25 protein-coding genes are annotated in these 25,688 nt (G+C 70.2%); 7 read left to right on the top strand and 18 right to left on the bottom strand.

Features of this window, described 5'->3' with window-relative positions; all coding sequences use genetic code 11:
- Positions 1-2 precede the first annotated feature (2 nt).
- Genes B141_RS0133255 through hemL form a run of 3 tightly spaced genes read right to left on the bottom strand, consistent with a single transcriptional unit; the run spans position 3 to position 2,665 of the window.
- Positions 3-611: a TlpA family protein disulfide reductase gene (locus B141_RS0133255; protein ID WP_020579512.1), complete on the bottom strand. Its 609-nt coding sequence runs from the start codon at positions 609-611 to the stop codon at positions 3-5.
- A gap of 7 nt (positions 612-618) precedes the next feature.
- Entirely contained in the window at positions 619-1,278 is a 660-nt protein-coding gene (locus B141_RS0133250; RefSeq protein WP_020579511.1) for a histidine phosphatase family protein, read from the bottom strand.
- 40 nt (positions 1,279-1,318) lie between these two features.
- Entirely contained in the window at positions 1,319-2,665 is a 1,347-nt protein-coding gene (gene hemL / locus B141_RS0133245) for a glutamate-1-semialdehyde 2,1-aminomutase (protein WP_020579510.1), read from the bottom strand.
- Between the two features lie 869 nt (positions 2,666-3,534).
- Here hemL and B141_RS0133240 point away from each other — a divergent pair.
- Positions 3,535-4,920 (top strand): M28 family peptidase, encoded by a 1,386-nt coding sequence (locus B141_RS0133240; protein WP_020579509.1) that lies wholly within the window; start codon positions 3,535-3,537, stop codon positions 4,918-4,920.
- Between the two features lie 94 nt (positions 4,921-5,014).
- Here the strand turns inward: B141_RS0133240 and hemB are convergent, their stop codons facing one another.
- The 7 genes from hemB to B141_RS0133205 form a co-directional block, all read right to left on the bottom strand.
- A complete protein-coding gene (hemB, locus tag B141_RS0133235) occupies positions 5,015-5,989 on the bottom strand; it encodes a porphobilinogen synthase (RefSeq protein WP_020579508.1) in 975 nt (324 codons plus the stop codon).
- A gap of 144 nt (positions 5,990-6,133) precedes the next feature.
- Positions 6,134-7,735 carry a bifunctional uroporphyrinogen-III C-methyltransferase/uroporphyrinogen-III synthase gene (locus tag B141_RS0133230; protein WP_020579507.1) on the bottom strand — a complete coding sequence of 534 codons (1,602 nt, stop codon included), beginning with the start codon at positions 7,733-7,735 and terminating at the stop codon, positions 6,134-6,136.
- Entirely contained in the window at positions 7,732-8,655 is a 924-nt protein-coding gene (hemC, locus tag B141_RS0133225) for a hydroxymethylbilane synthase (RefSeq protein WP_020579506.1), read from the bottom strand. Before hemC ends, B141_RS0133230 begins: the two co-directional genes overlap by 4 nt.
- Positions 8,652-9,974, bottom strand: coding sequence for a glutamyl-tRNA reductase (locus tag B141_RS0133220; RefSeq protein WP_020579505.1), 1,323 nt, complete (start codon positions 9,972-9,974; stop codon positions 8,652-8,654). The genes hemC and B141_RS0133220 overlap by 4 nt, the downstream gene beginning before the upstream one ends.
- Complete coding sequence (locus B141_RS44145) at positions 9,971-10,708, bottom strand: redox-sensing transcriptional repressor Rex (protein WP_020579504.1); 738 nt, start codon at positions 10,706-10,708, stop codon at positions 9,971-9,973. The genes B141_RS0133220 and B141_RS44145 overlap by 4 nt, the downstream gene beginning before the upstream one ends.
- A gap of 147 nt (positions 10,709-10,855) precedes the next feature.
- The gene (locus B141_RS0133210) at positions 10,856-11,089 is read right to left on the bottom strand and encodes a glutaredoxin family protein (RefSeq protein WP_020579503.1); all 234 of its coding nucleotides are present in this window, start codon (positions 11,087-11,089) and stop codon (positions 10,856-10,858) included.
- Between the two features lie 35 nt (positions 11,090-11,124).
- Positions 11,125-12,675: a class I adenylate-forming enzyme family protein gene (locus B141_RS0133205; RefSeq protein ID WP_237742867.1), complete on the bottom strand. Its 1,551-nt coding sequence runs from the start codon at positions 12,673-12,675 to the stop codon at positions 11,125-11,127.
- A 197-nt stretch (positions 12,676-12,872) separates the two neighbouring features.
- On the opposite strand from B141_RS0133205, the gene B141_RS0133200 reads away from it, so the two are divergent.
- The 3 genes from B141_RS0133200 (at position 12,873) to B141_RS0133190 (ending at position 16,274) form a co-directional block, all read left to right on the top strand.
- On the top strand, positions 12,873-13,724 hold the full coding sequence (locus B141_RS0133200; protein ID WP_020579501.1) for an HAD family hydrolase: 852 nt from the start codon (positions 12,873-12,875) through the stop codon (positions 13,722-13,724).
- A 73-nt stretch (positions 13,725-13,797) separates the two neighbouring features.
- A complete protein-coding gene (locus B141_RS0133195; protein ID WP_237742866.1) occupies positions 13,798-14,676 on the top strand; it encodes an ECF subfamily RNA polymerase sigma factor, BldN family in 879 nt (292 codons plus the stop codon).
- A gap of 164 nt (positions 14,677-14,840) precedes the next feature.
- Positions 14,841-16,274: a DUF5667 domain-containing protein gene (locus B141_RS0133190; protein WP_020579499.1), complete on the top strand. Its 1,434-nt coding sequence runs from the start codon at positions 14,841-14,843 to the stop codon at positions 16,272-16,274.
- Positions 16,275-16,335: 61 nt separating this feature from the next.
- On the opposite strand, the gene B141_RS0133185 is transcribed toward B141_RS0133190, so the two are convergent.
- The 4 genes from B141_RS0133185 to B141_RS0133175 form a co-directional block, all read right to left on the bottom strand.
- On the bottom strand, positions 16,336-17,340 hold the full coding sequence (locus B141_RS0133185) for a lysophospholipid acyltransferase family protein (RefSeq protein WP_020579498.1): 1,005 nt from the start codon (positions 17,338-17,340) through the stop codon (positions 16,336-16,338).
- Entirely contained in the window at positions 17,333-18,382 is a 1,050-nt protein-coding gene (locus tag B141_RS0133180) for an NAD-dependent epimerase/dehydratase family protein (protein ID WP_020579497.1), read from the bottom strand. The genes B141_RS0133185 and B141_RS0133180 overlap by 8 nt, the downstream gene beginning before the upstream one ends.
- A 31-nt stretch (positions 18,383-18,413) precedes the next feature.
- Positions 18,414-18,515, bottom strand: a complete 102-nt coding sequence (locus tag B141_RS48215) for a 30S ribosomal protein bS22 (protein ID WP_081683056.1) — start codon at positions 18,513-18,515, stop codon at positions 18,414-18,416.
- A gap of 229 nt (positions 18,516-18,744) precedes the next feature.
- The gene (locus B141_RS0133175) at positions 18,745-20,001 is read right to left on the bottom strand and encodes an arginase family protein (protein ID WP_020579496.1); all 1,257 of its coding nucleotides are present in this window, start codon (positions 19,999-20,001) and stop codon (positions 18,745-18,747) included.
- 74 nt (positions 20,002-20,075) lie between these two features.
- On the opposite strand from B141_RS0133175, the gene B141_RS52435 reads away from it, so the two are divergent.
- Positions 20,076-20,252, top strand: coding sequence for a helix-turn-helix domain-containing protein (locus tag B141_RS52435; protein ID WP_272944123.1), 177 nt, complete (start codon positions 20,076-20,078; stop codon positions 20,250-20,252).
- A gap of 55 nt (positions 20,253-20,307) precedes the next feature.
- Here the strand turns inward: B141_RS52435 and B141_RS0133170 are convergent, their stop codons facing one another.
- Entirely contained in the window at positions 20,308-21,270 is a 963-nt protein-coding gene (locus tag B141_RS0133170) for an ROK family protein (protein ID WP_020579495.1), read from the bottom strand.
- A gap of 73 nt (positions 21,271-21,343) precedes the next feature.
- On the opposite strand from B141_RS0133170, the gene B141_RS0133165 reads away from it, so the two are divergent.
- Positions 21,344-21,895, top strand: coding sequence for an NUDIX hydrolase (locus B141_RS0133165; RefSeq protein WP_040423017.1), 552 nt, complete (start codon positions 21,344-21,346; stop codon positions 21,893-21,895).
- A 25-nt stretch (positions 21,896-21,920) separates the two neighbouring features.
- Here B141_RS0133165 and B141_RS0133160 read toward each other — a convergent pair whose 3' ends face one another.
- Entirely contained in the window at positions 21,921-22,460 is a 540-nt protein-coding gene (locus B141_RS0133160) for a GNAT family N-acetyltransferase (protein WP_202806001.1), read from the bottom strand.
- Between the two features lie 218 nt (positions 22,461-22,678).
- Here B141_RS0133160 and trpS point away from each other — a divergent pair, with 218 nt between their 5' ends.
- A complete protein-coding gene (trpS, locus tag B141_RS0133155; protein WP_020579492.1) occupies positions 22,679-23,668 on the top strand; it encodes a tryptophan--tRNA ligase in 990 nt (329 codons plus the stop codon).
- Between the two features lie 46 nt (positions 23,669-23,714).
- Here the strand turns inward: trpS and proC are convergent, their stop codons facing one another.
- Together proC and B141_RS0133145 are read right to left on the bottom strand one after the other, a co-directional pair.
- On the bottom strand, positions 23,715-24,533 hold the full coding sequence (proC, locus tag B141_RS0133150) for a pyrroline-5-carboxylate reductase (RefSeq protein WP_020579491.1): 819 nt from the start codon (positions 24,531-24,533) through the stop codon (positions 23,715-23,717).
- A 134-nt stretch (positions 24,534-24,667) separates the two neighbouring features.
- Positions 24,668-25,600, bottom strand: a complete 933-nt coding sequence (locus B141_RS0133145; RefSeq protein ID WP_237742865.1) for a proline dehydrogenase family protein — start codon at positions 25,598-25,600, stop codon at positions 24,668-24,670.
- Positions 25,601-25,688 lie beyond the last annotated feature (88 nt).

The following is a 25,688-nucleotide window of genomic DNA, read 5'->3' as shown; positions in this document are numbered from 1 at the left end:
ACTCATCCTGACCCCGCGACGTCGGAGGCCAACTGCTCGAGCGTCCGCTGGCTGACCTCACCCAGAACCCTTGCCGCAACCCGACCTTGACGGTCGATCACCAGCGTCGACGGGATCGCGCTCGCCGGCAGCGTGTCACGGAACCCGAGCAGCTGCGCGCCCTTCGGGTCGAAGATGCTGGGATAGGGCACCTTGAACGTGCGCACGAAGGCCTGAGCTGGCCCCAGGTCGTTGTCCCGGGTGTTGATGCCGAGGAACTCCACACCCTTGGGCGCCAGGGAGGCCGCGGCGTTCCTGAGGTCGGGCGCTTCCTTGCGGCAGGGCGGACACCACGATCCCCAGACGTTGATCACCACGACCTTGTCGCGGTAGTCGGCGAGCCCCACTTCCTTGCCGGTAAGGGACTTGCCGCGCACCGCGGGAGCCTTCCGGCGTTCGGCTGGCGGGATCGTGGTGACCGTCCCGCTACCGGTGACGAACCGGGTGCTGGCGTTACTCGACTGCGAACTCGACGAGCCGCCGGACGAGCAGGCGACCAGCAGGGTGAAGCTCAGGGCGCCGGTCACAAGACCAAGCGCGAGGGTCGTCAGGCGACGACGGCGGCGGTACACGACAAACTCACGCTCCCGCGACGAATTTCTTCGTGCCCGCCAGACCGGCGGGGAGCAGGTCGGCGGCGGGTTCGGAGTAGTCGACGGAGACCAGCTGGTCACCGTCGTACGTGAACGTCGTCAGGCTGGCAAGGGTGCATTGACGCTTGCGGGGATCATGCCAGAGCCGGCGCCCTTCGACGTACGAACGCACCGTCCAGATCGGGAGCTGATGCGACACCAGCAGCGCCTCATGCCCCTCAGCCGCCCGCCGGGCGTCCGCGATCGCGCCGAGCATGCGTACGACGATCTGGCGGTACGGCTCGCCCCACGAGGGGCGGAAGGGGTTACGCAGGTGCCGCCACGACGAGGGCCGGCGCAGCGACCCGTCACCAACCCCGAACGTCATGCCCTCGAAGACGTTGGCGGCCTCGATCAGGCGTTCGTCCTTGGTGACTGTCAGCTCGAACTCGACAGCGAACGGCTCGGCGGTCTCGCGGGCGCGTTCGAGTGGAGAAGAGCCCAGATGGACGATGTCCCGGTCCTTCACCGTCTCGGCGACCCGGCGGGCCATCGCCTGGCCCAGCTCTGACAGGTGATAACCGGGAAGCCGGCCGTAGAGAACCTTGCGTGGGTTGTCGACCTCGCCGTGCCGAAGCAGATGGACGAGCGTCCGGCTCTTACTCACAGGCACTCCTGATCACTGGCCAGCCGACCATGGGCACTGGTCACCTGGTCTCCTCGTCTGGTTGTGCGGCGGCCGCGGCTCGCGCCGCCGCCGGCACCGCGGCCGCGATCCGGTCGAGCGCGGCGTCGTCGTGGGCGGCGCTGACGAACCACGCCTCGAACGCACTCGGCGGCAGGTGCACGCCGCCGTCGAGCATGGCGTGGAAGAACGCCCGGAAGCGGTGCTGCGCCTGGGTGCGGGCGTCGGCGAAGTCACGGACCCGCGGCACCTCAGCGGGGTCTACGAAGAAGATGCTGAAGAGGTTCCCGGCGAACTGCGCGAGATGCGGCACGCCCTCCTTGGCCAGGGCGGCGCTCACCAGGTCGGCCACCACGGCGGCCGTCCGGTCGAGGTGGTGGTAGACCTCGTCGGTCGCGAGCCTCAGCGTGGTGAGGCCCGCTGTCGTCGCGACCGGATTACCCGACAGGGTGCCGGCCTGATAGACGGGGCCACCCGGCGCGAGCTGCGCCATATGCGCGGCCCGTCCCCCGAACGCCGCCGCCGGGAAGCCGCCACCCATCACCTTGCCGAAGGTCATGAGGTCGGGAACCACACCGTCGATGCCGTACCAACCGGACCGCGTCACCCGAAACCCCGTCATCACCTCATCGGAGATGAACAACGCGCCGTGGTCGTGGCAGGTCTGCGCGAGGAACGCGTTGAAGCCGTCCTCGGGTGGGACCGCTCCCATGTTGCCGGGCGCCGCCTCGGTGATCAGGCAGGCGATCTCGTCGGCGTACCGCTCGAACACCTCAGTCACGGCCGCCCGGTCGTTGTAGGGAACGACGATCGTGTCGGACGCCTGGGCACCGGTGACCCCGGGTGAGTCGGGCAGTCCGAACGTCGCGACCCCCGAACCAGCGGAGGCCAGCAACGCGTCGACGTGGCCGTGGTAACAGCCGGCGAACTTCACCACCTTCGTGCGCCCGGTCACACCTCGGGCCAGCCGGATGGCCGACATCGTGGCCTCGGTGCCCGATGAGACGAACCTCACTTGTTCGACGGGCGTGCGCCGCACGATCTCCTCGGCGAGCTCGACCTCGGGCACCGTGGGCGTGCCGTACGACGTGCCCGCCGCGACGGCCGAGGTGACCGCGGCGATCACCTCGGGGTGAGCGTGACCGAGGATCATCGGACCCCAGGAACCGATGAGGTCGACGTACTCGCGACCGTCGGCGTCCACGAGGTAGGCGCCGTGCGCGCGGGTGATGAACCTCGGCGTCCCCCCGACCGCGCGGAAGGCGCGGACAGGCGAGTTCACACCACCCGGAGTGACGACTCGGGCACGCTCGAAGAGTGCCTGAGAGGTGGCTGGCGCGGAGGCGGCGGAGATTTCGGGGGCGGTCACCGCGTCATTCTCCCTCTCCCCGGATCCGCGACCTCCGGGGTGGGTCCACCAAGTTTTTGATCAGTGCCGTAACCCTTCGCGGTCGCCGTCGTTGAATCGGCCAGAAGTCCGGGCTTCAAAGACGCGTGGCGGCGACGTAAGGTGAGTCGTGAGCCGGGGAGGTCGAGATGACACGGGGGACCGCTGAGGGCCGCAGCGGTGATATCGGTGTAGGCAGGCAGCTGCCGTTCCGAGAGCCGATACGGTCACCACAACACCATCCGAATCCCCTCGATCATGCGCGTACAGTCCGGCTCAACCACCTCATAGACGCCATTCCTAGACCGTAGGTCCGCAACGGACCGCGGCCCCTAGCTGGCTCGGCGCCCTCACCCCCCCGGGCGCGCCGGGCCTCCTCGGCCGCCGCGGCGCCTGGTTACCTCCCCCCCGACCGGGCGCCGCGGCGGCCCCTCCATGTCTGGCGGCGTCTTCTCCCGCCATGCGCCAGCCTTCCCCGCGCAGATCCCCTCCCGCGCGCCGGCGCCGCCGCCAAGCGGTCCTTGACGATCAGGCAACTCGCGCGCCGCCAGGCAACAATGCGTTGACGCGAGCGGCGATGCCGGCGTTCCCTCTGGTGCCCGTCTCATGACACCTCGTTGGCCGACGTCCACCTCTGCATCGTTTCGATCACGATTTGGTCAAGGCGGGCGTCCGTGGAGTGAACGCGACTGACCGGATCCGGCCACCTCTTCACACGTACGTAAGAGAGGTCGGGCCTTCTCACGGCCGGCTTCGGCCACGGTGAGGTCCGCGGTTTGCGCGCGCTTTACGAAGCGCGGGGTCCCTGCCAGAGTTCCCGGCAGCTTCCTTCCTGATCAAGGAGTACGCCTATGCCCTCGATCAACCGTCGAGACCTACTGACGGGCGCCGCGGCGCTTGCCGGCCTGACCACAGTGGCCGGCCCGACCGCTGCCCACGCCGCCACCCGGACCACGTCAACCCTCGCACCGGGGACGGCGCTGACGTCGGGCGACCGTAAGGTCCTCGCGCAGGTCAGCGCCAAACGGGCGCTGACGCATCTTGAGTACCTCAGCGACGAGATCGGCCCGCGGATCGGGGGTACGCCGTCGGAGATGAAGGCGGCGAAGTACCTCGCGGCGCGGCTCCGTGACCTTGGCTATCGCGTCACGCTGCAACCGTTCCCAGTCGCCGACAAGTACCTCGCCGATCTCAGCGTGCGCGGCGAGAAGCCGTGGCAGGCCGCGGCTTCCGGACAGGGCCGGCGGGACCTCACCCTCGCGGGCCAGGTCGTCGACGGCGGTGCCGGTGGGGAGAGCGACTATCCGGCGGACGTCAGGGGCGCGATCGTGCTCCTCCAGCGCGGCACGAGCGCCGAAGGCGACGCCAACAGCGCGATCCGGGTGAACCTCGCGATCGAGCGGGGTGCCGCCGCAGTTCTCCTCGTGAACATCTCCACGGTGGAGGGTCGGAAGGCGGGTACCTTCACGCCCGTGCTGCCCGCCGAGGTCGGCGTTCCCGTCATCGGCGTCGCGCAGTACCACGGCGAGCGCCTCAGAGCTCGCCTCGCCGCCGGCTCCGTCAAGCTCACCTTGACGGTCACCACGCACGCCAATCTCACGTCCCACAACGTCATCGCCGAGCGCCCGCCCAGCGGGCCGAGCCCCGACGCCGGTGTCGTCATGGTGAGCGCCCACTACGACAGCGTCATCGGTTCACCGGGCGGGAACGACGACGGCAGCGGAACGGTGCTGACCCTCGAAGTCGCCCGCGCGCTGAAGAGCCTCCCGACCAGGAAGACCCTGCGATTCGCCCTGTGGGGCTCGGAGGAACAGGGACTCATCGGATCCACCTACTACGTCGACCAGCTCGACGACGCGGCAGCGGGTCGGATCGTCGGCTGCTTCCAGAACGACATGGTGGCCACCAGTTGGGGCCCAGCCGTCGTCTACTACCTCCTGTCGGTGGACGGGCTTTCGAACACCACCACCGACGCCGTCGCGGCGGCCGCCGCCCGGCTGGGGTACGCGTCGGAGGTGCGGGGCCCGGTGCTCCGTGGCTCCAGTGACCACGTGCCGTTCCACAATCGGGGCATCGCCGCGGGCAACTTCAGCTGGCGGGGTGCCGGGGGTCCGGCGGAGCTCGAGCCGATTTACCACACGCCGGAGGACACCATCGCGCTCAATGTGAGTACGGCGCGGCTGCAGAAGTCCCTGGAGCTGATTGGTACGGCGGCGTACGCCCTCGCCAGCAGCTGATCGCGTGAGGTAGCGCCCATCGTCAAGGCGGCCTTGCATCGACTGGGTAGTCGGTGCAAGGCCGCCTTGACGATGCCGGACCCTGAGAGGTCGCTCAGCGGAAGCCGCGGGCGACTTCCGTGGCCCAGTAGGTGAGAACGATGTCAGCACCGGCTCGCCGGATTGACGTGAGCACCTCGAGGATCGCGCGTTCCCGCTCGATCCAGCCGTTGGCGGCGGCCGCCTCCACCATGGCGTACTCCCCCGACACGTTGTAGGCCGCGACCGGGACGTCGACCGCGTCCTTGATCCGGCGTACGACGTCGAGGTAGCCAAGCGCCGGCTTCACCATCACCAGGTCGGCGCCCTCCGCCACGTCCAGCGCGGTCTCCCGCATCGCCTCGGTGGCATTGGCGGGATCCTGCTGGTAGGTCTTGCGGTCGCCCTTCAGGCTGGAGTCCACGGCCTCGCGGAACGGTCCGTAGAACGCCGAGGCGTACTTCGCGGAATAGGCCAGGACGCCCACGTTGGTGTGCCCGGCCCCGTCGAGAGCCCGGCGTACCACCCCTACCTGGCCGTCCATCATGCCGCTCGGACTCACCAGGTCGACGCCGGCCTCCGCCTGCGCCAGCGCCATCTCGGCGTACCTCTCCAGCGTGGCGTCGTTGTCGACCGAGCCGTCGGCGGCAAGGACCCCGCAGTGCCCATGGTCGGTGAACTCGTCGATGCACAGGTCGGCCATGACGACACTCGCCTCGCCAACCTCGGAGACGACCTCCCGGATCGCGGCGTTGAGGATGCCGTCGGGATCGGTGGCCCCGGAGCCGTTCGCGTCCTTGGCGCGCGGGATCCCGTACAGCATCAGGCCACCCACGCCCGCCTCGACCGCCTCGACACACGCCTTGCGCAAGGTGTCGAGCGTGTGCTGGACAACCCCCGGCATGGAGGTGACCGGAACGGGCTCGGTGATGCCCTCGCGGACGAAGAGCGGCAGGATGAGCGACCGCGGAGCGACCTCAGTCTCGGCGACGAGCCTGCGCATCGCGGGCGTGGTCCGCAACCGCCGAGGACGGATGTCGGGAAATCCCATGACAAGTACCCTTCAGTAAGTGCCCGGACCCTTCGAGTGTCGCGCAGACGCTGCCCGACCGGGTCATGGGCCTCCCAAAAGCCCACGACCTGTCCGAAGGTTCCCGCGCACCTTCGGACAAGTCGGTCGACATCACTCCGGCTGCTACTTCGCGCGGCGGCGCGCGCCGGCCTTGCGTTCAGACGGCTTCGTCACCGGGTCACCGGCCTCGATCTGCGCGGACCGGCGAGCCTCACCGAACTCCGCCAGCGCCTCCGCGAGCGCCTCGATCGAGGGCGCCGGCGGCTGGACGTCGACCCGGAGCCCGTGCTCCTCGGCCGTGGTCGCCGTCTGCGCGCCGATCGCCGCGATCACAGTCGTCGCATGCGGCTTGCCGGCGATACCGACCAGGTTGCGCACGGTCGAGCTCGAGGTGAACGCCACCGCATCGAACTTGCCGGTCTTGATCGCCTCGCGGATCGGAGCGGGCGGCGGAGCGGCGCGCACCGTGCGGTACGCCGTCACGTCGTCGACTTCCCAGCCCAACTCGACCAGGCCAGCGACCAGCGTCTCCGTCGCGATGTCGGCGCGCGGCAGGAACACCCGGTTGATCGGGTCGAGCACCCGGTCGTACGGCGGCCACTCCTCGAGCAGCCCGCGGGCGGAGTGCTCGCCGGTCGGCACCAGGTCGGGCTTGATGCCCCACGCCTGGATCACCTCAGCGGTCTTTTCACCAACGGCCGCGATCTTCAGGCCGGCGAACGCCCGGGCGTCCAGGCCGTACTCCTCGAACTTCTCCCGCACGGCACGGACCGCGTTGACCGAGGTGAACGCCACCCATTGGTACCGCCCGGTGACCAGCCCGGTGATCGCCCGGTCGAGCTGCTGGGGGTTGCGCGGCGGCTCGACGGAGATGGTGGGCACCTCCTCCGGCACCGCGCCGTACTGCCGGAGCAGCTTCGACAGCACACCGGCCTGCTCCTTGGTGCGCGGCACGAGGACCCGCCAACCGAACAGCGGCTTGGTCTCGAACCACGACAGCTTGTCCCGCATGGCAACGGCCGGTCCGACCACCAGCACGTAGGGGCCGGCGAGCCGCGCCGACTTCACCTCGCTGGCCAGCGTCTCGAGCGTGCCGGCGATCGTACGCTGCTCCGTGGTGGTGCCGGCCGTGGTCACAGAGGCCGGCGTTGACGCGTCCCGGCCAGCCTTGACCAGGAGGCCGGTGATGTCCTTCAGCCCGTCGGTGACACCCGTGACGACCAGCGTGGCTGATCCCTCGGCGAGCGTCTCCCATTCCGGCTCACCAGCGCTCACGTCGATGACGCGAGCCTCGCGGACCTTCGCCGTGGTGAGCGGCGTGCCGGAGTAGGTGGGTACGGCGGTCGCGACGGGCAGGCCCGGCGTCACCTCGAACGGCACGTGCTGCCGGACGAACGCGGCGACATGCTCCGAGGCGTGCCCGTCGAGGAACGGGTCGCCGACGTACAGGCGTACGACGTGCTTGCCGTCCTTGGCGTGCTTGGCCAGGACTCGGCCGGCCTCGGCCGGTGTCACAGCGTCCTCGGTCAGCTCGAGCCGCTCGGCTTCCTCACTGACGTAGGCGGCGACCACGGGTTCGAAGGTCGCGAGCTCGCCGGCGACGACGTCGGCGCGTCCCAGCAGCTCCTTCGCCCGGAGGGTCACAAGAGCAGGGTCGCCTGGGCCAACGCCGACGAAGGACACCGAGCCCTGGAGTTTCTTCGTGGTCTTGTTCTTCGCGGTCACGTGACGCGTTCCTCGATCAAACGGCTGGCGCCCTCGGCGAGCAGGGCGGCCGCGAGTGCGTGGCCGAGCTCCTCTGCTTCGCCGCGAGGCCCCGAGGTGGACAGGCGGACGCTGGCGGAGCCATCGACGGCGGCCACGACGGCGTGGAGGGAAAGGAACTCCCCTTCCACCCCGCCGATGGTGTCGGCGAAGGCTCCCATGGGTGCGCTGCAACCGGCCGCCAATCCGGCCAGTACGGCGCGCTCGGCGGTGGTCGCCGCCCTGCTGCGGGGATCATCGAGTACGGCGAGAGCATGCAGCACGCTCTCGTCGGCGGCGCGACACTCGACGGCGAGGGCGCCCTGTCCGGGCGCCGGCACGAACTCCGCCGGGTCGAACGTCTCGGTGATCTCATCCTGCCGGCCCAGTCGGGTGAGGCCGGCCCGAGCGAGTACGACGGCGTCCAGCTCACCGTCGTACACCTTCCGGATCCGGGTATCGACGTTCCCCCGGATCTCGACAAGTTCAAGGTCTATCTTGTCCAGCCGCAGCTGGGCGAGTCGGCGCGGCGAGCCGGTGCCGACCCGCGCGCCAGGTGGCAGGGTCGCGAGGGTGAGCCCGTCGCGGGCGACGAGGGCGTCCCGCGGGTCTTCGCGGCGCGGCACGGCGCCGATCGTGATGGACTCCACGGGCTGGGTGGGCAGGTCCTTCATCGAGTGCACCGCGACGTCGACCTCACCGGCGAGGAGCGCATCGCGCAGGGCACCGACGAACACACCCTGGCCGCCGATCCTGGTGAGGGGGCTGCGGTTGCGGTCGCCCTCGGTGGTCACCTCGACGAGCACACACGGATGCCCGGCCCGCTCCAGCGCCGCCGCGATGGTGCGGGTCTGGGCGAGTGCGAGGGCACTGCGGCGGGTGCCGATACGGAGAACGCTCATCGCGGCCCCTCCTCACCCGGTCGCACCGGCTCAGCCGGATCGGCGTTCTCGACCGCCTCCACCGTGGACGGGTCGAGGGCGAACAACTCCCGCAACGCGTCGGTGTAGGACGTCTCGACGGTCTGCTCGGCGAGCTCCTTGACCCGGATCGTCGGGGCGTGCAGCAGCTTGTCGACGACCCTGCGCACGGTCTTGGCGACCTCGACCCGGGCCTGGTCCTCCAGGTCGGGGACGCGCATCGTGAGCCGGCGCAACTCGGCCTCGACCACCTCCGCCGCCATACTGCGCAACGCCACCACCGTCGGCGCGACGGTCGCGGCCCGGCGGGTCGATGCGAACTCCAGAACCTCCGCGGCGACGATCGCGCGGACCGCCTCGACGTCGGTGTTGGGGCCGTCCGGGCTGGCGGCCAGGCTGGCGAGGTCGATCAGGGTGATCCCGGCCAGCTCGCCGGCGCTCGGCTCGACGTCGCGGGGCATCGCCAGATCGCAGATCACCAGCGGCCGACCCGCGCGGGCGGCGACCGCCGTGCGCAGGAGTTCGGTGGAGAGTACGGCGCCGACCGCTCCGGTGCAGGAGACCACGACGTCAACCGTGGCCAGCTCCTGCGCGAGGTCGCTCATCGCCGCGGCCCGGCCGTCGACGTTCGCGGCGAGCCGGCGCGCCCGGTCGGGGGTGCGGTTGGTCACCGCTACCGAGGCTCCAAGGTCACGGCGGAGCGTCGCCGCGGCCAGCGCGGCCATCGAGCCGGCGCCCACCACGAGCGCGCCGCGTCCTGTCATGTCACCGAGGTGGCGGGTCGCGTGGCCGAGGGCGGCGGTCACCACCGACCGGCCTGCGCGTCCCAACTCGGTCTCGGTGTGGGCGCGTTTGCCGACCCGCAGGGCGTGCTGGAACACGCCGTTGAGCACCGAGCCCACGGTCTCGGCGTCCTGCGCCCGGCGCAGTCCCGCCTTGACCTGACCGAGGATCTGGGTCTCACCGACCACCATCGAATCCAGGCCGCACACCACCGAGAACAGGTGGCTCACCGCCCCATCCTCGTAGCGGACGTACAGATGGGGCGTGAGCTCCGCGGTGGGTACGCCGGAGTGCCGGGCGAGCAGCTCGGCCAGCTCCTCGACACCGCCGTGGAACCGCTCGACCTCGGCGTAGATCTCGACGCGGTTGCAGGTCGACACGACAACTGCCGCACCGACGTGCGGGCAGTCCACCGCATCGGTCAGGAACTTGTCGATCGAGTCAGTAGCCGGCACCACCCGCTCGAGAAGCTCGACCGGCGCGCCACGGTGAGACAGGCCGATGACCAAGATACTCATGGAATAACAGGACTCCTCTCAGTCGCGACACCGTCGACGTGGTCGAGTCGGCCGGGCTGCGAAAGCGCCTTGCGTTGCTCGTGGTAGGCCAGGATCTGGAGTTCGGTGGACAGATCGACCTTGCGAACGTCGACTCCGGCGGGAACCTTCAGCACCACGGGAGCGAAGTTGAGCACGCTCGTGATGCCGGCCGCAACCATCCGGTCGCACACCTCCTGGGCTGCGGTGGCCGGCGTGGCGATGACGCCGATCGCGACGCCGTACTCCTCGACGACCCGCTCGAGCTCGTTGTAGGCCTTGATGACGTAGTCACCGACCTGCTCGCCGACCCGCGCGGGATCGGCGTCGAGCAGGCCGACGATGCCGAATCCGCGGGAGGCGAAGCCTGAGTAGTTGGCCAGCGCGTGACCGAGATTACCGATTCCGACGATGATGACCGGCCAGTCCTGGGTGAGACCGATCTCGCGGGCGATCTGGTAGCGGAGGTACTCCACGTCGTAGCCCACGCCCCTGGTGCCGTACGACCCGAGGTAGGACAGGTCCTTACGCAGCTTGGCGGAGTTGACCCCGGCCGCCCGGGCGAGCTCCTCGCTGGAGGCGGTCGCGATGCCGCGGTCGCCCAGCGCGGTCAGTGCGCGCAGGTAGACCGGCAGACGCGCGACGGTCGCCTCGGGAATCCCGCGGCTGGGGCGCGCGTCATGGTCGCTCGTACGGCGGGGGCGCGGCGGACTCACTTCACTCCTGGGGTCGAGAGGCGTCGACGACAGCGGTGACACCTCTGGCCGGCCGGAACTGTCCCGACCAGCGATCTCCAAGCCTAGGACTTTGTGAACGTGCGAACAAAATCGAGCGGTTCGTCGAGCGCCCCGAAAGCGGACGACCTAGGTCAAGGCTGACCGCAGACGGGCCTCGTCGACCCGCCAGAAATCATGTTGTGCACCATCGACAAACGTCACCGGGATCTGCTCCCAGAACCGACGGTACAACTCCTCGTCACCCTCGATATCGACCTCGTGCCACTCGACGTCGAGGTCGGCGCAGACGGCGGCGATGATCTCCCGGGCATCATCACAAAGGTGACATCCCGGCTTGCTGTAGAGCGTGACCCGCGCCATCCCGAACTCCCGCGGCCTCAGAATCCCATCGCCGACTAGCGTTCGGCGATACGCAGTCTCGACTTCGCCACCCGACCGGTCACCGAACGCGGCAGCTCCGGAACGATTTGTACAACGCTCGGCTGCTTGAACCGCGCCAGCCGGTCGCGGCACAGGCTCAGCACCGCCTCGGCGGTCACCTCCTGGCCGGGCCGTGGCACGACGTACGCCTTCACCGCCGCACCGGTCCGCTCGTCTGGAACGGCGACCACTGCCACCTCGGCGACCTGCTCCAGCTCGGCGATCAGCTCCTCCACCTCGCGTGGGTAGACGCTGAAGCCGGACACGACGATCACCTCGCCCTGCCGGTCGACCAGCGCGAGGTCGCCGTCCTCGTCGAGGTAACCCAGGTCACCGGTGGCGAACCAGCCGTCCTCGCCGGGCGCGTCCGTGGCATCAGGCCAGTACCCGGAGAACAGGTTGGGCCCCCGGACGAGCACCTCGCCGGGCTCCCCCACCTCCACATCGGCTCCGGTCTCGTCGACGACCCGGACCTGGACGCCGGGCAGCGGCGCGCCCACGGACCCGGGCTTGGGCTGGTCCGGGTCGGAGGGATCGGCCGAGCACAGCGTGCTCGTCACGACGGGCGCCGCCTCGGTGAGGCCGTACCCCTCATGCACCACGAGCCCGGTCGCCGCCTGGATGCCCCGGCGTATGCCGGCCGGCAGCGGCGCCGCACCCGACACCAGCACGCGGACGCTCGCCAGCCGCCGAGCCAGGTCGTCGCACCTGAGCCAGCTGGCGAGGATGGGTGGGACGGCCGGGATGTTGGTCACCTTCTCCGCGGCCACGAGGTCGAGCGTGTGCTCGGGGTCGAAACGGGACACGACCACGATGGTCCCGGCCGTGCGGGCGGCAAGTCCGACGACGCCGTTCAGGCCGTAGATGTGGCAGAAGGGCAGCACACCGAGGACGACGTCACCGGTCCCCATCGGCGGCGGCTCGATCGCGGCCATCTGGTCGAGGCCAGCGAGCAGCGCCCGGTGGGTGAGCATGACGGTGCGGGGTGTGCCGCCGCTGCCGGAGGTGAAGACCAGCGCGGCCAGCGTCTCGGGGTCGGCGGGCGGCACGGCCGGCGACGACGCGGCAGCGGCCAGGAATTCGTCGTACGTGCGTTCACCGGCAAGGGCCGCTATCCCGACGGGAACCACCAGCGGAGCGGCCTCACCGTCATGGCCGAGCGGGCCGTCGTGACCGCGGATGGCCTGGCGGACCGCCGCGACACTGGCCCCGTCGGTCAACACCACCCGAGCCCGCGTCACGGCAAGGAACCCGGCGACCTCCTCAGCCCGGCTCGCCGGATTGATCGGCACCGCCACGAGCCCGGCCCGCAGCGCACCGAAGTAGGCGGTCACGAACTCCACCGAGTTGGTCAGCGCGATCGCCACCCGGAAACCGGTGACGAGGCCGGCACCAGACAGCGCCGCCGCCACGGTGTCGACCGCGCGATCAAGCTCTGCCCAGGTCAGCCGCCGGTCGCCGGCGATCAGGGCCAGGCGGTCGGGAGCCGTCTCAGCCGAACGACGAACCAGGTCGGCAACGTTCACCGGAGCGCTCACTGGGTCCGGGAGCAGCCGCGTGCGAAACGCCAACACCACGTTCGCGAGTCTGGCACAGATCCGCGATCCGCGCCGAGACATATCGGGGCCGGCGCGGCGGGCGGCCGGCCGCAAAACGCGGGCGAGCCGGGTAGGCGCCGGTGCTGCCGGCACGAGGCGGCCAAGACGCTCTAAGCTCGGTGCTCATGACGCCCGCGGAGGATGTCCAGAACTCTCCGTCCACTGGTGCGACGGCGACGCAACACCCTGTCCCGACAGATCCGCGGGCGGCCGCGTTCTTCGACGTGGACAACACCCTGATGCGCGGCGCCTCGCTGTTCTACCTGGCCCGTGGCCTGCACAGCCGCCGGTTCTTCTCGACCCGCGAGGTGCTCGGCGCCGGCTGGCAGCAGCTGAAGTTCCGGGTCATCGGCTCGGAGGACCCCGACGACGTTCACCAGATCCGCGAGCAGGCGCTGGCGTTCATCCGGGGCTGGCCGGTCAGTGAGCTCACCGAGCTCGCGGCGGAGATCTTCGACGAGGTGCTCACGACCAAGATCTGGCCCGGCGCCGCCGCCCTCGCCCAACGCCACCTTGACCAGGGTGAGCGGGTCTGGCTGGTGACCGCCGCTCCGGTCGAGATCGCCCAGCTGATCGCCGACCGGCTCAACCTGACCGGGGCGCTGGGGACCATCGCCGAGACGGTCGACGGTTACTACACCGGCCGCCTCGTGGGTGACCTCATGCACGGCACGGCGAAGGCGGACGCCGTACGCCTGCTCGCCGCGCAGGAAGGGCTCGACCTCAGCCGCTGCTCGGCCTACTCCGACTCGGCCAACGACGTCCCGATGCTCTCGCTGGTCGGCACGCCGTACGCCATCAACCCCGACCGCCGGCTGCGCGCCCACGCCCGCAAGCGCGGCTGGCGGATCCGCGACTTCCGTCGAGGCCGTCGTGCTGCCCGTGCCGGCCTGGTCGCGGCTGGGCTCGCGGGTGCGGTGGGTGGCGCCTTGGCCGCGGCCGCCGCTCTGCGGCGGAACGTCGGGCGACGGGTATGACAGAAAACTGGCGGCAGAGCGTAGTCATTCATTACAGAATGTTCCCGTCTGAGTCGATCTTCCCTACGATGCGATGCGTAGGCCGAACCATCCCCTTCCTGGGGAGCGGGAGCAGACACTGATGCCGCATACCGAACGCTCCACTCTCGCAGACCAAGCTGGAGTGGCCGAGCTGTACGCACTCGTCCATGCGGTGCTGGCAGCGGCGCTGGACCCCGATCGTGATCGGGTTCTGGCGACCGTCTCCGTGGGCGGGTCGACCGGCTCGGTTGACCACCATGCTGTCGCCGACCTCGGCGACCCCTGGCTGATGCAGGCCTCGCACGGCGAGGCAGCCAAGGCACGCACCGGCACCCACCTCGCGTTCCAGCGGGCGGGCGTACGCCAGGAGGCCGAGGACGCTGGTACGACCCGGATCGTGGCCCTGGTCGAGCTGGCCAAGAGGGGCGACGCCGAAGCCTTCGGCCAGCTCTACGACCACTACCTGTCGACGGTGTACCGCTACATCTACTACCGGGCCGGTACGCATGTGCTCGCCGAGGACCTCACCAGCGAGACCTTCCTGCGGGCGCTCCGCGCGCTCTCGACGTTCCGGTGGCAGGGACGCGACTTCGGCGCCTGGCTGGTCACCATCGCCCGCAACCTCGTCGCCGACCACTTCAAGTCGGGGAGGTTCCGACTCGAGGTGGCCACCGGCGAGATCCTCGACTACGACTCGGCCGCCGACGGCCCCGAGGACGACGTCCTCGCGAGTCTCACCAACGAGGCGCTCGTCAAGGCGATCAAGCAGCTCGGCGCCGACCAGCAGGAGTGCCTCGTCCTACGGTTCCTGAACGGCCTGTCGGTGGCCGAGACCGCGCAGGTGCTCTCCAAGAGCGAGGGTGCGGTGAAGCAGCTCCAGCTGCGGGCGGTCCGCAATCTGGCGAAGCTGCTCCCCGAGGGCATCCGGTAGTCCGTGGGGCCAGATCTCACCGTGCGTCCAGTCCGCTTGTGCACCCCCTGTGCACCAGGTCGTAACCCGGAGCAGCGCAAATCGTTGAGCGGGATGTCCGGATCGCCTCAGCTGATGCGGATGACCTCAACCATCCCCAGACCGCATGCTCGAGGAGACCGTTGATGACCTCACTCCTGGCGTCCCGCCGGCGGGCTGAGGACTTCGCGCGCCTCGTCGAAAATTCGCGGCACTCACACGATCCCCATGTCGCCCCGTTGCTGGAGCTCGTGGCGATGTTGCGGCCCGCCCCGGTCGCACCTTCCGACGCCTTCCGCTCATCCCTGCGTGAGCGCCTCCTCTCGGCGGCCGCCGAGGCGCCGCCCCGCCTGGCCCCCACCCACAATCCCGTGCCCACGGCCCGGGGCGGCGTACGCACCCCCACCCGGCTCCGCGTCATCGCGGTCGCCGTCGCCGTCGTGCTGGCGGGAGGCATGGCAGGCACCGCCGCCGCGGCCCGGAGCGCCCAGCCCGGCGACTGGCTGTACGCCATCAAGCGCGGGCTGGAGCGCACGGAGACGGCGGTCGCCACCAACGCCGAGTCCCGCGGCCGGCAGTACCTCGACCAGGCGTCGACCCGGCTGACCGAAGCCTCCGCGCTGACCGGTCGCCGGCCGATCTCCTCCCGGGACACCCACCGGATCCAGCTGAGCCAGTCGACGCTCAACGACTTCACCAACGACGTACGCCAGGGCGGAAACCTCCTCGTCGAGGCCTACCACCAGGGCGAGCGGACGGCGCCCATCACGCAGATCCTGGAGTTCGTCGCCAACACCAAACCGCGGTTGCGGGCGCTCGAAGCGATGCTTCCGGCCCAGGTCGACGATGCCTACACCGACGCGATGACGACCCTCGACCAGATGGAGCAGCGGGCGCTCACGCTGTGCCCGCTCTGCTCCTCCGGCACCAGCGACGTCAGTGACGCGGTCGTCGACACACCGGAGACCGACGACCCCACCGCGACCGCCTCGCCGACGCCGAGCACCTCGAGCACCCCCCAGCGCAGGACCGGCTCGACCTCCCCGACCTCGAGCCCGCGACTTCCCAAGGCACCACGGTTCCCCTACCCCACCAATCCCGGCCCACGAGGACCCGAGACATCCAAGCCGCTACCGACGCTCGATCCGCGGCTACCCCTCCCCTGGCCGTGGCCATCTAAGCCAGAGCCAGATCCGACCGGGACGATCGGGAGCCCCGGGCCGACGCCAACCAGCAGAGCGCCCAACCCGCTGCCTCTCCCGCTACCACTGCCGACGGTGCTGCCCTTGCCGCTACCGACGGCTTTGCCGCTTCCGCTCCCGCTGCCCCTGCCGTGGCCGTTCCCTCAGCAGGGTGCGCCGGCCCCGACGGGCACCCACCTCCCGCTGCCGAAGCCCTTGCCGACACAGGTGCCCACCACGTCTCCGGCGCCCACGCCCCCGACGAGCGGTCCTCGGCCCAGCGACTCACCGGCACCACGGGAGACCCTGCGGCCCCTGCCGACGATCGACCCGCCCAAGCCGGAGCCGTCACCGACCAAGACGTCGAGGAGCATCTTCGACCACCTCTTCGGCTTCTGATTCGGCTTCTGGCCGGGGCGACACGCAGAACGCCTACCGAACGGCTGCTCGGAGGCTCCGGTCAGAAGGCGTCGGGGCGGTCGAGCAGGAGCGCGTACAACGTGTGCTGGATCGTCTCGCGGACCTGGTCTGTGAGGTCGAAGACCAGCATCGGATCCTCCGCGGCGTCAGAGTCGTACGCCTCGGTCGAGACGGGCTCACCGAACGCGATGATCCATTTCGACGGCAGCGGGATCAGGCCCAGTGGGCCAAGCCACGGCAAGGTGGGCGTGATCGGCAGGTACGGAACGCCCAGCAGGCGGGCCAGCGGCTCGACGTTCCCGAGCAGGGGGTAGGCCTCCTCGGCACCCACGATGGAGCAGGGCACGATGGGTACGCCGGTGCGGAGCGCGGCCGCAACAAAACCGCCGCGTCCGAACCTCTGCAGCTTGTACCGCTCCGAGAACGGCTTTCCCAGTCCCTTGTAGCCCTCCGGGAAGACGGCCACCAGCTCTCCGGAGGTGAGGAGCCGCTCGGCGTCCTCGTTGCAGGCGAGGGTGGTGCCGCCCTTGCGGGCGAGTTCGGAGATGAAGGGCATCCGGAACACAAGATCGGCGCCGAGCATGCGGACGTGGCGGCGGTTGGGATGCGTGTCATGGACCGCGAGATGCGTCATCAGGCCGTCCAGCGGCAGCGTCCCGGAGTGGTTGGCGACGATGAGCGCACCGCCGACCTCGGGGATGTTCTCGATGCCGCGCACCTCGACCCGGAACCAGCTCTGATAGAGCGGGCGGAGCAACGCCATCAGGACGTTCTCGGTGAGGTCGGGGTCGAAGCCGAGGTCGTCGACCTGGTAGTCGCCGGTCAGCCGGCGCCGGGTGAACGCGAGGCCCGCGGCGACCTTGCCCTGCCAGTCGTCGCCGAGGAACCGGGACGCGATGCCCTTGGCGAGCGCGCCCGCGGTGTCCCGCAGGGTGTCGGGGATCGAGTGCGCCGCGCCCGCGTCCGGCACCTCGGACGAACCGGCGTTCGCTCCGGCGTGGTGTCCCCTGATCGGGATAACTTTCGCCTCGGACGAATCAGCCATGGCGTTGTGGTACCCCCTCTGACGCGTCCCGCACACCGAGAAATGCGGCGATTCCGTCTTCGGCGTTCCTGATCCGCTCGTCACTCATCAGGCCCGGCTCGTGCGCGGAGGCGAACGTCTCGAACGCCTCGGCGGTCGTGTAGGTCGGCTTGAAACCGAGTTCCTCACGCATCCGGGTGGTGTCGACTCCCCGGCCGTACGTGAGGTAGGAGAGCTGCTCGGGCGTGAAGTCCGCAAGGCGGGCAGCCCGGAACGCCTGCCCGAAGGTCGCCACCGCGAAGGCGGGCACGGGCGCGGCCGGGCGACCCATCCGCCGGATCGCCTGGGAGAGCATGAGGATGCCGTCGCCGGCGATGTTGAAGGTGCCGGGCGCCTGGCTCACCGTCGCGTGCCGCAACGCCTCCAGCAGGTCGTCCTCATGCGTGAACTGCAACCGCGCGTCGAAGCCCAGCACGGTCGGCACGACCGGCATCGTGAAATAGCGGGTCATAGGGGTGCGGACCCGCGACCCGATCACGTTGGCGAACCGCAACGTCGTCACGGCGACATCGGGCCGGCGGCGGGCGAAACCCCGGACGTACCCCTCGACCTCGACCGCGTCCTTGGCGAACCCCGACTGGGGGCTACTCCGCGGCTCCATGTCTTCGGTGAACATCGCCGGATCATCGGGCGACGCGCCGTAGACCGTGGTCGAGGACTTCACGACCACCTTGCGGACCGACGGCAGCCGCTGGCAGGCGGCCAGCAGCTGCATCGTGCCGATGACGTTGATCTCCTTCATCGTCGCGCGACCGCCGGCGTGCTGCGGCGTGGAGATGACGTTCAGGTGCGCGACGGTGTCGACCTCCTCACGGGCGAGGACCCGGGACACCACCGGGCTGCGCAGGTCGACGCGGACGAACTCCGCACCACCAAGATCGTGCCGTGGTGGTACGACGTCGACGCCGAGCACGCGGTCGACCGCCGGGTCGGCGGCGAGCAGGCGCGCGAAGCGGCTCCCGAGATCGCGGGAGACTCCAGTGACAAGTACAACGCGCGCCATCTGCGCCTCACCCCGTGGGCACGAAAGGTCGCTACTTCCCCAGACGCCTGCGCTGGACGCGCGTCTTCTTGAGGAGCTTGCGGTGCTTCTTCTTAGCCATACGCTTGCGACGCTTCTTGATAACGGAACCCACGCGGATACCTTTCGGACAAGTACGTACCCAATGAATGCGCACCCGAACTCTGGACTTCCCGCGAAAAATACCGCGAACGTGCCTGAGGTGGACTGACGCGCCCTCACAGGGTACAGGCCAGCACCGGGCGCTCGGCCCGCCCGCCTGTCCGTACTGCCGGCACCTCGCGGCATCCGCGGGACGCCGAGAGTCAGCCGGCCTGGAAGTAGGAGCTACTCGCGCGACCTCTTTAGAGACCGGGGTCGAGCCCGTGGGAGGGGAACGACGCGAACCGCGTCGCCCTGATCGCCCGGTCGAGCGGATCCGCGGGGTCGTAGCCGGAGGACCAGTCGAGGTAGTCCGCCGGCTCGCCGTCCGTCATCGTGCGCGGTGCCGGGCGCCGGCAGTCGGTCTCGACGGCCTGCTGCCAGGACAGCGGGATTGGGGTTTCTGGCGCGAGCGGTTGGCCGCCGGCCACGGCGAGCAGATGGCTCCAGGTGCGCGGGACGACCTCGACCAGCGCGTACCCACCACCGCCGGTCGCCACCCAGCGGCCCTCGCAGACCTGGTGCGCGAGGTCGTGGACGGCGAGCGCGGCCGCCCGCTGCCCGTCGACGGAGAGCGTCAGGTGGGCGAGCGGGTCGACCCGGTGACTGTCGCAGCCATGCTGGCTCACGAGGACGGTCGGCTGGAACTCCCGCAGCAGAGGCGGCACCACCGCGTGGAAGGCCCGCAGCCAGCCGCCGTCACCCGTACCCATCGGCAACGCGACGTTGACAGCGCACCCGTCGGCGTGCGGACCACCTGTCTCGGTGGGAAAGCCGCTCACCCACGGGAACAACGTGCGCGGCGACTCGTGCAGGCTGATGGTGAGGACGCGGGGTTCGTCGTAGAAGATCTCCTGGACGCCGTCGCCGTGGTGAACGTCGAGGTCGAGGTAGGCGACCCTCGGGCAGCCGGCGTCCAGCAACCAGCGGATCGCGACCGCCGGGTCGTTGTAGACGCAGAATCCACTCGCCGACGCGGGCATGGCGTGGTGCAGCCCGCCGGCGACGTTGACCGCGTGGAGCACCTCGCCCTCCCACACGCTGCGCGCCGCCTCGACGCTCGCGCCGACGACGTGGGCGGATGCGTCGTGCATCCCCGCGAACGTCGGGTTGTCCGGCGTACCCAGGCCGTGCTCCAGGTCTGTCAGGTCGGGGTTGACGCTGGCTCGCTTGACCGCGTCGACGTACGCCTGATCGTGGACCCGGGTCACCAGGTCGTCCGGCGCGGACGGCGCGGCGACCAGCTCGACTCCGCCCAGGTCGTTGGGGCCGACCGTTGGCCGGACGATGCCGAACTCCATCGCCAGCGCCACCGTCAGCTTCACCCGGATCGGCGCCAGCGGATGGGAGGGGCCGAAGTTGTACGCCGTCAGGCCTTCGTCGTAAACCAGCCGCGCGAGTCCCGTCACCATGTGTGTGGCGTGGAAGTCCCGGCTTTTGGGCCGGAGTGGATACGCCACTCCCTCCTTTCGATCATTGGTCGGCTTGTCAGTGGTCGGTGGTTGTATGAGGAGTTGTGTCCCGGTTCCGTTTGATGCCATCGCCTACGCAGGAGGCAGGGCTGTTGGATCACTGTGGGCACGCCCGGTTCATGTGGAACCTGGCGTTGGAGCAGTGGTCGATGTGGGCCGGACGGGCCGTGACAGCACGCAGAGCGGTGCCGTCGGGCACCGCCGCGAAGCGTGAACCACAACACGCTACCTCCGGATAGTGGGTTGAAATCCCCGCCCTTCACGGCGGAGAGGACGTCAAAGCCCCACCTTGCCCTACTGGGCGGACCCGTCCACCGCCGAGGACGGCGTGGCCGCGCCCCGGCCGAGGATCGCGGCGCCGAGCAGGCCCGACTCGTCGCCCAGGGCGGCGGATACGATCCGGGGTTTGCGCTGGAACGTCAGCCGCGCGTGCAGTTGCTCGCGGACCGGGCTCAGCAGCTGTTCACCGGCGAGCGAGAGGCCGCCTCCGAGCACCACCAGCTCCGAACCAAAGATCGTCACCGCGGTGGCGAGCGCGGTCACCAACGCGGCCACCGCCTCCTCCCACACCTGGACCGCGGCGGGTTCGCCGGCGCCGGCGAGCCGGGCGACGTCCCGCGCCGAGAGGTCCGGCCCCGCGGCGTCGGCGGCCGTGACCCGCTCGCGGTAGCGGTGTACGACCGCATTGGCCGAGGCGATCTTGCCGAGGCAGCCCCGCTGCCCACAGCCGCACGCCGCACCATCGGGGTCGATGACAACGTGGCCGAGCTGCCCGGCGTACCCACCACCCACCAGCAACCGCCCGTCGGTCACCACCCCGGCGCCGATGCCGGTGCCGAGGGTGAGGAGGAGTACGTCGGAACTGCCGCGCGCCGCACCCACCTGCCACTCGGCGACGCAGGCGGCGCGGACGTCATGGCCGAGCGCGACGGGCAGGCCGGTCGCATGGGCGATCGCGTCGCGGACGGGGGTGTCGCGCCACCAGAGGTTGGCGGAGAGTACGGCGACGCCGCGGGCTTCGTCGATGATGCCGGGTACGGCGAGCCCGACGGCGGCGACTGGCTTCCCGGCCTCGGCCCGCAGCGACTGGACGACCTCGACCACGGTGTCGAGGACGGCGGCCGCGCCGCCGGTGGTGGGCGTCGGTCGCCGCAGCGTTCGCAGGATGCGCGCGTCATGGTCGACGAGTCCGGCCTTGATACCGGTGCCGCCGACGTCGACGCCAATCACCGGTGGGTGGGTTCTCTCCTCGGTCACGACGGCCATCCTGTCCGGCCGCTGGCGGCCGGCGCATGCCGGGGCTGGGGGGTACGGCCTAGAGTTCGCCGGCATGGAACCCACGAGCCTCGCCGTACGCTTCCCTGCGCTGCACGCCCCGCAACGTTGGCAGTGGGGCCACATGGACGCGCGGTTCTCCACGACGCTGCCGCCTGCGGATCTTGTCCAGAGCATCCACGTCGTGGGGTTCGTCGGCGAGGCGATCACGGTGTGCCGCGGCGACACCGGCGAGTGGTTCCTGCCCGGCGGCACCCGGGAACCCGACGAGTCCGTCGAGCAGGCCGTCGACCGGGAGATCGCGGAGGAGGCGGGCGCGCGGCGGGTCGGACCGCTGCGGTGGTTCGGTGCCCACTACTGCGTGAGCGACCAGCCCAAGCCCTACCGGCCCCATCTCCCGCATCCAGAAAAGGCCTGGCTCTGGTGCTTCACCGACGTCGTCCTCGACTCCACACCCACCAATCCGCCGGACGGCGAACAGGTGGAGGAGGTACGCGCGGTCCCGCTGGCCGAGGCGCAGCTGCTCCTCGCCACGAACGAGGCCTGGTATACCGAGCTGGTGGCGCTCGCCTGGGAACTACGGACCGGCGCCCCGGCGGTCCTGTGAGGCGGTGCGACTGCTTGTGGCGGCGTCAGGCGACCGCGTGCGCCATGCCGAGCTCCGAGAGGCTCGGGTCTGAGGGCAGCGGCGCCTTCTCGCCGGTCAGGATGAACCCGCAGCGTTCGTACAACCGGCGCGCCCGGTCATTCCCCACAGTGACCCACAGGTGCACGGTCTGGGCGCCCTCGTCCCGTGCCCACCCCAGGACCGCCTCGACCAACGGCGCGGCGACCCCATGCCCGCGAGCGGTCGGGCTGACCCACATCGACACCAGCTCGACCTCGCCGGGCGGACTGTCCTCGTCGACGTACCCGCCGCTGATCCCTACCGGACCGGCGCCGAGCCCGGGAACGTAGGCCAAGAACGTCCGGCGCGCCGCCAGCCGGTCCCGCCACTCCGCCTCACCGAACGCAGCCTCGCGGGCGTACGTCGACCCGAACGCGGACGGCGCCTCGCGGAGGGCTGCCAGCCGGATGTCGCGCAGCACCTGCCAGTCGTCGGGTCCGATTCGGCGGATCTCCACGGCTCTCGACCCGCTGCCCGCGTCTGCCGCGGTCCTCTGCTCGCTCACCACGGCGAGGATCCTCGCACGGTGCGCGTCCGGCGGGCGAGCGGTTATCGTGGACCCGTGCGTACGCAACGGTTCCTTGGTTGGTGGGCCGCCTAGGGCGGCCCAACATTCGCGCGCACACACAAAGCGACCGCGGCCGTCCCGTCGAGGGCGGCCGTTCTGTCGTGGGCGGCGCTCCCCTCGCCGGAGCGGCTCCGACCCGAAGGAGCACACCTCCAATGACCCGCACCATCTTCTCGGCCATCGTTCCGAGCGGCCGGCTCACGCTCGGCAACTACCTCGGCGCCCTGCGGAGGTTCGTCAGCGTCCAGCACGAGGCGCGCTGCGTCTTCTGCATCGCCGACCTGCACGCCCTGACGACCGACCATGATCCGAGACGGCTGTGCCAACTCGCCGAGGAGACCGTGACGCTGTTCCTCGCGGCAGGTCTTGATCCCGGAGTCTGCGTGATCGTCCGGCAGAGCGACGTGCCCGCGCACACCGAACTCTCCTACCTGCTCGAGTGCACCGCGTACACAGGTGAGCTCAACCGGATGATCCAGTTCAAGGAGAAGGGGCGGGGCCGGCCGAAGACCCGGGTGTCGTTGTACACCTACCCCGTCCTGATGGCCGCGGACATCCTCGCCTACCGCACGACGGAGGTCCCGGTCGGCGACGACCAGCGGCAGCACCTCGAACTTGCCCGCGACCTGGCGCTCAGGTTCAACCGCAGCTACGGCGAGATCTTCGTCGTACCCGAGATGAGCCCTGCCATCGTCGCCGCGCGGGTCATGGACCTGCAGGACCCCACCGCCAAGATGAGCAAGAGCGCCCCCTATGACGCCGCCGGCACCATCCGGCTGCTCGACTCCCCCGACGTCATACGCCGCAAGATCATGCGGGCCGTCACCGACCCCGGCAGCGAGGTACGCCACGACGTCGAGAACCAGCCCGGGATCACCAACCTGCTCGAAATCCTCGCGGCCTGCCTGGACGAGAACGACCCAGCCGCCCTCGCCCGCAGGTACCAGTCGTACGGCGCTCTCAAGAAGGACGTCGCCGAGGCGGTGGTCGCGGTGCTGGATCCCCTCCGGAAGAAGTGCGCCGACCTGGCCGCGGATCCGGCGTACGTCAACGCGACCTTGCGGGCGGGGGCTGAGCGGGCGCAGGCGCTGGCCGCACCGACCGTCGCGGCTGCGAAGCAGGCGATCGGGCTCGGCACGCTGTAAGACCGACCGCGCACGGGCCGGGGCGGCTAGGAGGTCGCGCGACCTCCTAGTCGACCGAGGCGGCGATCTCGCGGGCGCGGTCGCGGGCCGCCTCGATCGCGTCGAGCACCGCCGCGCGCACCCGGTGGCTCTCCAGCTCGCGGATCGCGCTGATCGTCGTCCCTCCGGGCGAGGTCACCGCCTCGCGCAGGGTCACCGGGTGCTCGCCGGATTCGCGCAGCATCACCGCGGCGCCGAGGGCCGCCTGGACGATCAGGTCGTGCGCCACCTGGCGGGGCAGGCCGAGCAGGATGCCGGCGTCGGTCATCGCCTCGACGAGGTAGTAGAAGTACGCCGGACCCGAACCCGACAACGCGGTCACGGCGTCCTGCTGCGACTCCGGCACCCGCAGCGTCTTGCCCAGTGGCTGGAGCATCTCCTCGGCGAGGGCGAGGTGGGCCGCGGTCGCGTGCGACCCTGCCGAGATAGCGCTCATCGCCTGGTCGACCAGCGCCGGGGTGTTGGACATGACCCGGACGACCGGGGTCGCGTCAGGCAGCCGCTTCTCGAAGAACGACGTCGGCAGACCCGCACACAGCGAGACGACCACCTTGCCCGGTGGGACCTTCGGCCCGAGTTCGGCGAGCAGCCGGGACGCGTCCTGGGGTTTGACCGCGATCACGAGAACGTCCGCGGCGACCACGGCCTCGTCGTTGGACAGGACCCGGACGCCGTACCTCGCGGCGAGCTGCTCCGCGCGCTCAGCCCGGCGTACCGTCGCGACCAGGGCGGATGCCGGCCAGCCCGCGCGCAGGAGGCCGGACAGGATCGTCTCGCCCATCTTGCCGGCGCCGATGATGGCGATCGTGTGCTGACCCGTGCTCATGCGCGTCCTCGCTTCGTCGCGCTGTATCGAATGATTCGCTCGCTGCGCTCGCTCATCCCGCTTCTTCTCCATTTCCTTTCCATGTCAGGACCGGCGCGTATCAAGGCGCGGCCCGTACAAAAGGCGGGGTCCCCTTAGGTTCGGCTCAGCAGCGAGCGCAGGAAGAACCCGGTGTTGGCGGGACGCTCGGCGAGCCGGCGCATGAGGTAGGCGTACCACTGGTCGCCGTACGGCACGTACACCCGGACGGTGTCGCCGAGGGAGGCCAGCCGGCGCTGCTCGTCGGGCCGGATGCCGTACAGCATCTGGAACTCATAGCTCCCGCGCGACCGGTCGTGCCGCATCGCGAGGGCGCCGGCGATCTCGATCAGGCGCGGGTCGTGGGTCGCCACCATCGGGTAGCCCTGCCCGGCCATGAGGGCCTTCAGGCAGCGGACGAACGACAGGTCGACGTCGTGCGGTTTCTGGTACGCGAGGTGCGGCGGACCGTCGTAGGCGCCCTTACAGAGCCGTACCCGCGAACCCTCGTGGGCGAGGTCGCGGCAGTCCGCCTCCGTGCGGTGGAGGTACGCCTGGAGCACCGCGCCGGTCTCGGGGAAGTCCCGGCGGGTCTCCTGCAGCACCGACAGCGTCGAGTCGACGCTCGCGTGGTCCTCCATGTCGAAGGTCACGGTGGTCCCGGCGTTCCGCGCCGCGAGGGCGATGGTGCGGACGTTGTCGAGGGCGATCTTCTCGCCGTTGGCGCCGAGGGCCTGACCGATGGAGGAGAGCTTGACCGACACGTCGGCGCCGCGGGACAGACCGGCATGGGACAGGCGTTCGAGGAGGATGACGTAGGCCTGGGTCGTGCGGTCGGCCTGCTCGCGGTCGCGGGTGTCCTCGCCCAGATGGTCGAGGGACACCTGCAGGCCTCCCCCGATGAGCCGACGGGCCGCCTCGACCGCCTCGTCGGCTGTCTCACCCGCGACGAACCGGCTCACGATCGCCGCTGAGACCGGCATCGTGGAGACGAACTTCTTCAGCCGCCCGCTGCGGGCTGCGGTCAGCAGCGCCTGGCGTAGCACCACTCTGGGCCTCCCTACATCGACCGATCGGACTCGTTGTCGTACGCCCGTCCAGCGCTCGCCGATCGGCGGGAACAGGCTACGCCCACCG

Source organism: Actinopolymorpha alba DSM 45243 (assembly GCF_000373925.1).
GTDB classification, from domain to species: Bacteria; Actinomycetota; Actinomycetes; order Propionibacteriales; family Actinopolymorphaceae; genus Actinopolymorpha; species Actinopolymorpha alba.
The sequence above is the reverse complement of the archived record's forward strand: the minus strand, read 5'-3'. Positions and strand labels throughout refer to the sequence as shown.

Excerpts from the sequence above, each read along its gene's own strand:
- B141_RS0133240 (WP_020579509.1), top strand. The coding sequence starts at position 3,535 with ATGCCCTCGATCAACCGTCGAGACCTACTGACGGGCGCCGCGGCGCTT.
- hemB (WP_020579508.1), bottom strand. The coding sequence starts at position 5,989 with ATGGGATTTCCCGACATCCGTCCTCGGCGGTTGCGGACCACGCCCGCG.
- hemC (WP_020579506.1), bottom strand. The coding sequence starts at position 8,655 with ATGAGCGTTCTCCGTATCGGCACCCGCCGCAGTGCCCTCGCACTCGCC.
- B141_RS0133220 (WP_020579505.1), bottom strand. The coding sequence starts at position 9,974 with ATGAGTATCTTGGTCATCGGCCTGTCTCACCGTGGCGCGCCGGTCGAG.
- B141_RS0133210 (WP_020579503.1), bottom strand. The coding sequence starts at position 11,089 with ATGGCGCGGGTCACGCTCTACAGCAAGCCGGGATGTCACCTTTGTGAT.
- B141_RS0133200 (WP_020579501.1), top strand. The coding sequence starts at position 12,873 with ATGACGCCCGCGGAGGATGTCCAGAACTCTCCGTCCACTGGTGCGACG.
- B141_RS0133195 (WP_237742866.1), top strand. The coding sequence starts at position 13,798 with ATGCGTAGGCCGAACCATCCCCTTCCTGGGGAGCGGGAGCAGACACTG.
- B141_RS0133190 (WP_020579499.1), top strand. The coding sequence starts at position 14,841 with ATGACCTCACTCCTGGCGTCCCGCCGGCGGGCTGAGGACTTCGCGCGC.
- B141_RS0133185 (WP_020579498.1), bottom strand. The coding sequence starts at position 17,340 with ATGGCTGATTCGTCCGAGGCGAAAGTTATCCCGATCAGGGGACACCAC.
- B141_RS0133180 (WP_020579497.1), bottom strand. The coding sequence starts at position 18,382 with ATGGCGCGCGTTGTACTTGTCACTGGAGTCTCCCGCGATCTCGGGAGC.
- B141_RS52435 (WP_272944123.1), top strand. The coding sequence starts at position 20,076 with ATGCCATCGCCTACGCAGGAGGCAGGGCTGTTGGATCACTGTGGGCAC.
- B141_RS0133165 (WP_040423017.1), top strand. The coding sequence starts at position 21,344 with ATGGAACCCACGAGCCTCGCCGTACGCTTCCCTGCGCTGCACGCCCCG.
- trpS (WP_020579492.1), top strand. The coding sequence starts at position 22,679 with ATGACCCGCACCATCTTCTCGGCCATCGTTCCGAGCGGCCGGCTCACG.
- proC (WP_020579491.1), bottom strand. The coding sequence starts at position 24,533 with ATGAGCACGGGTCAGCACACGATCGCCATCATCGGCGCCGGCAAGATG.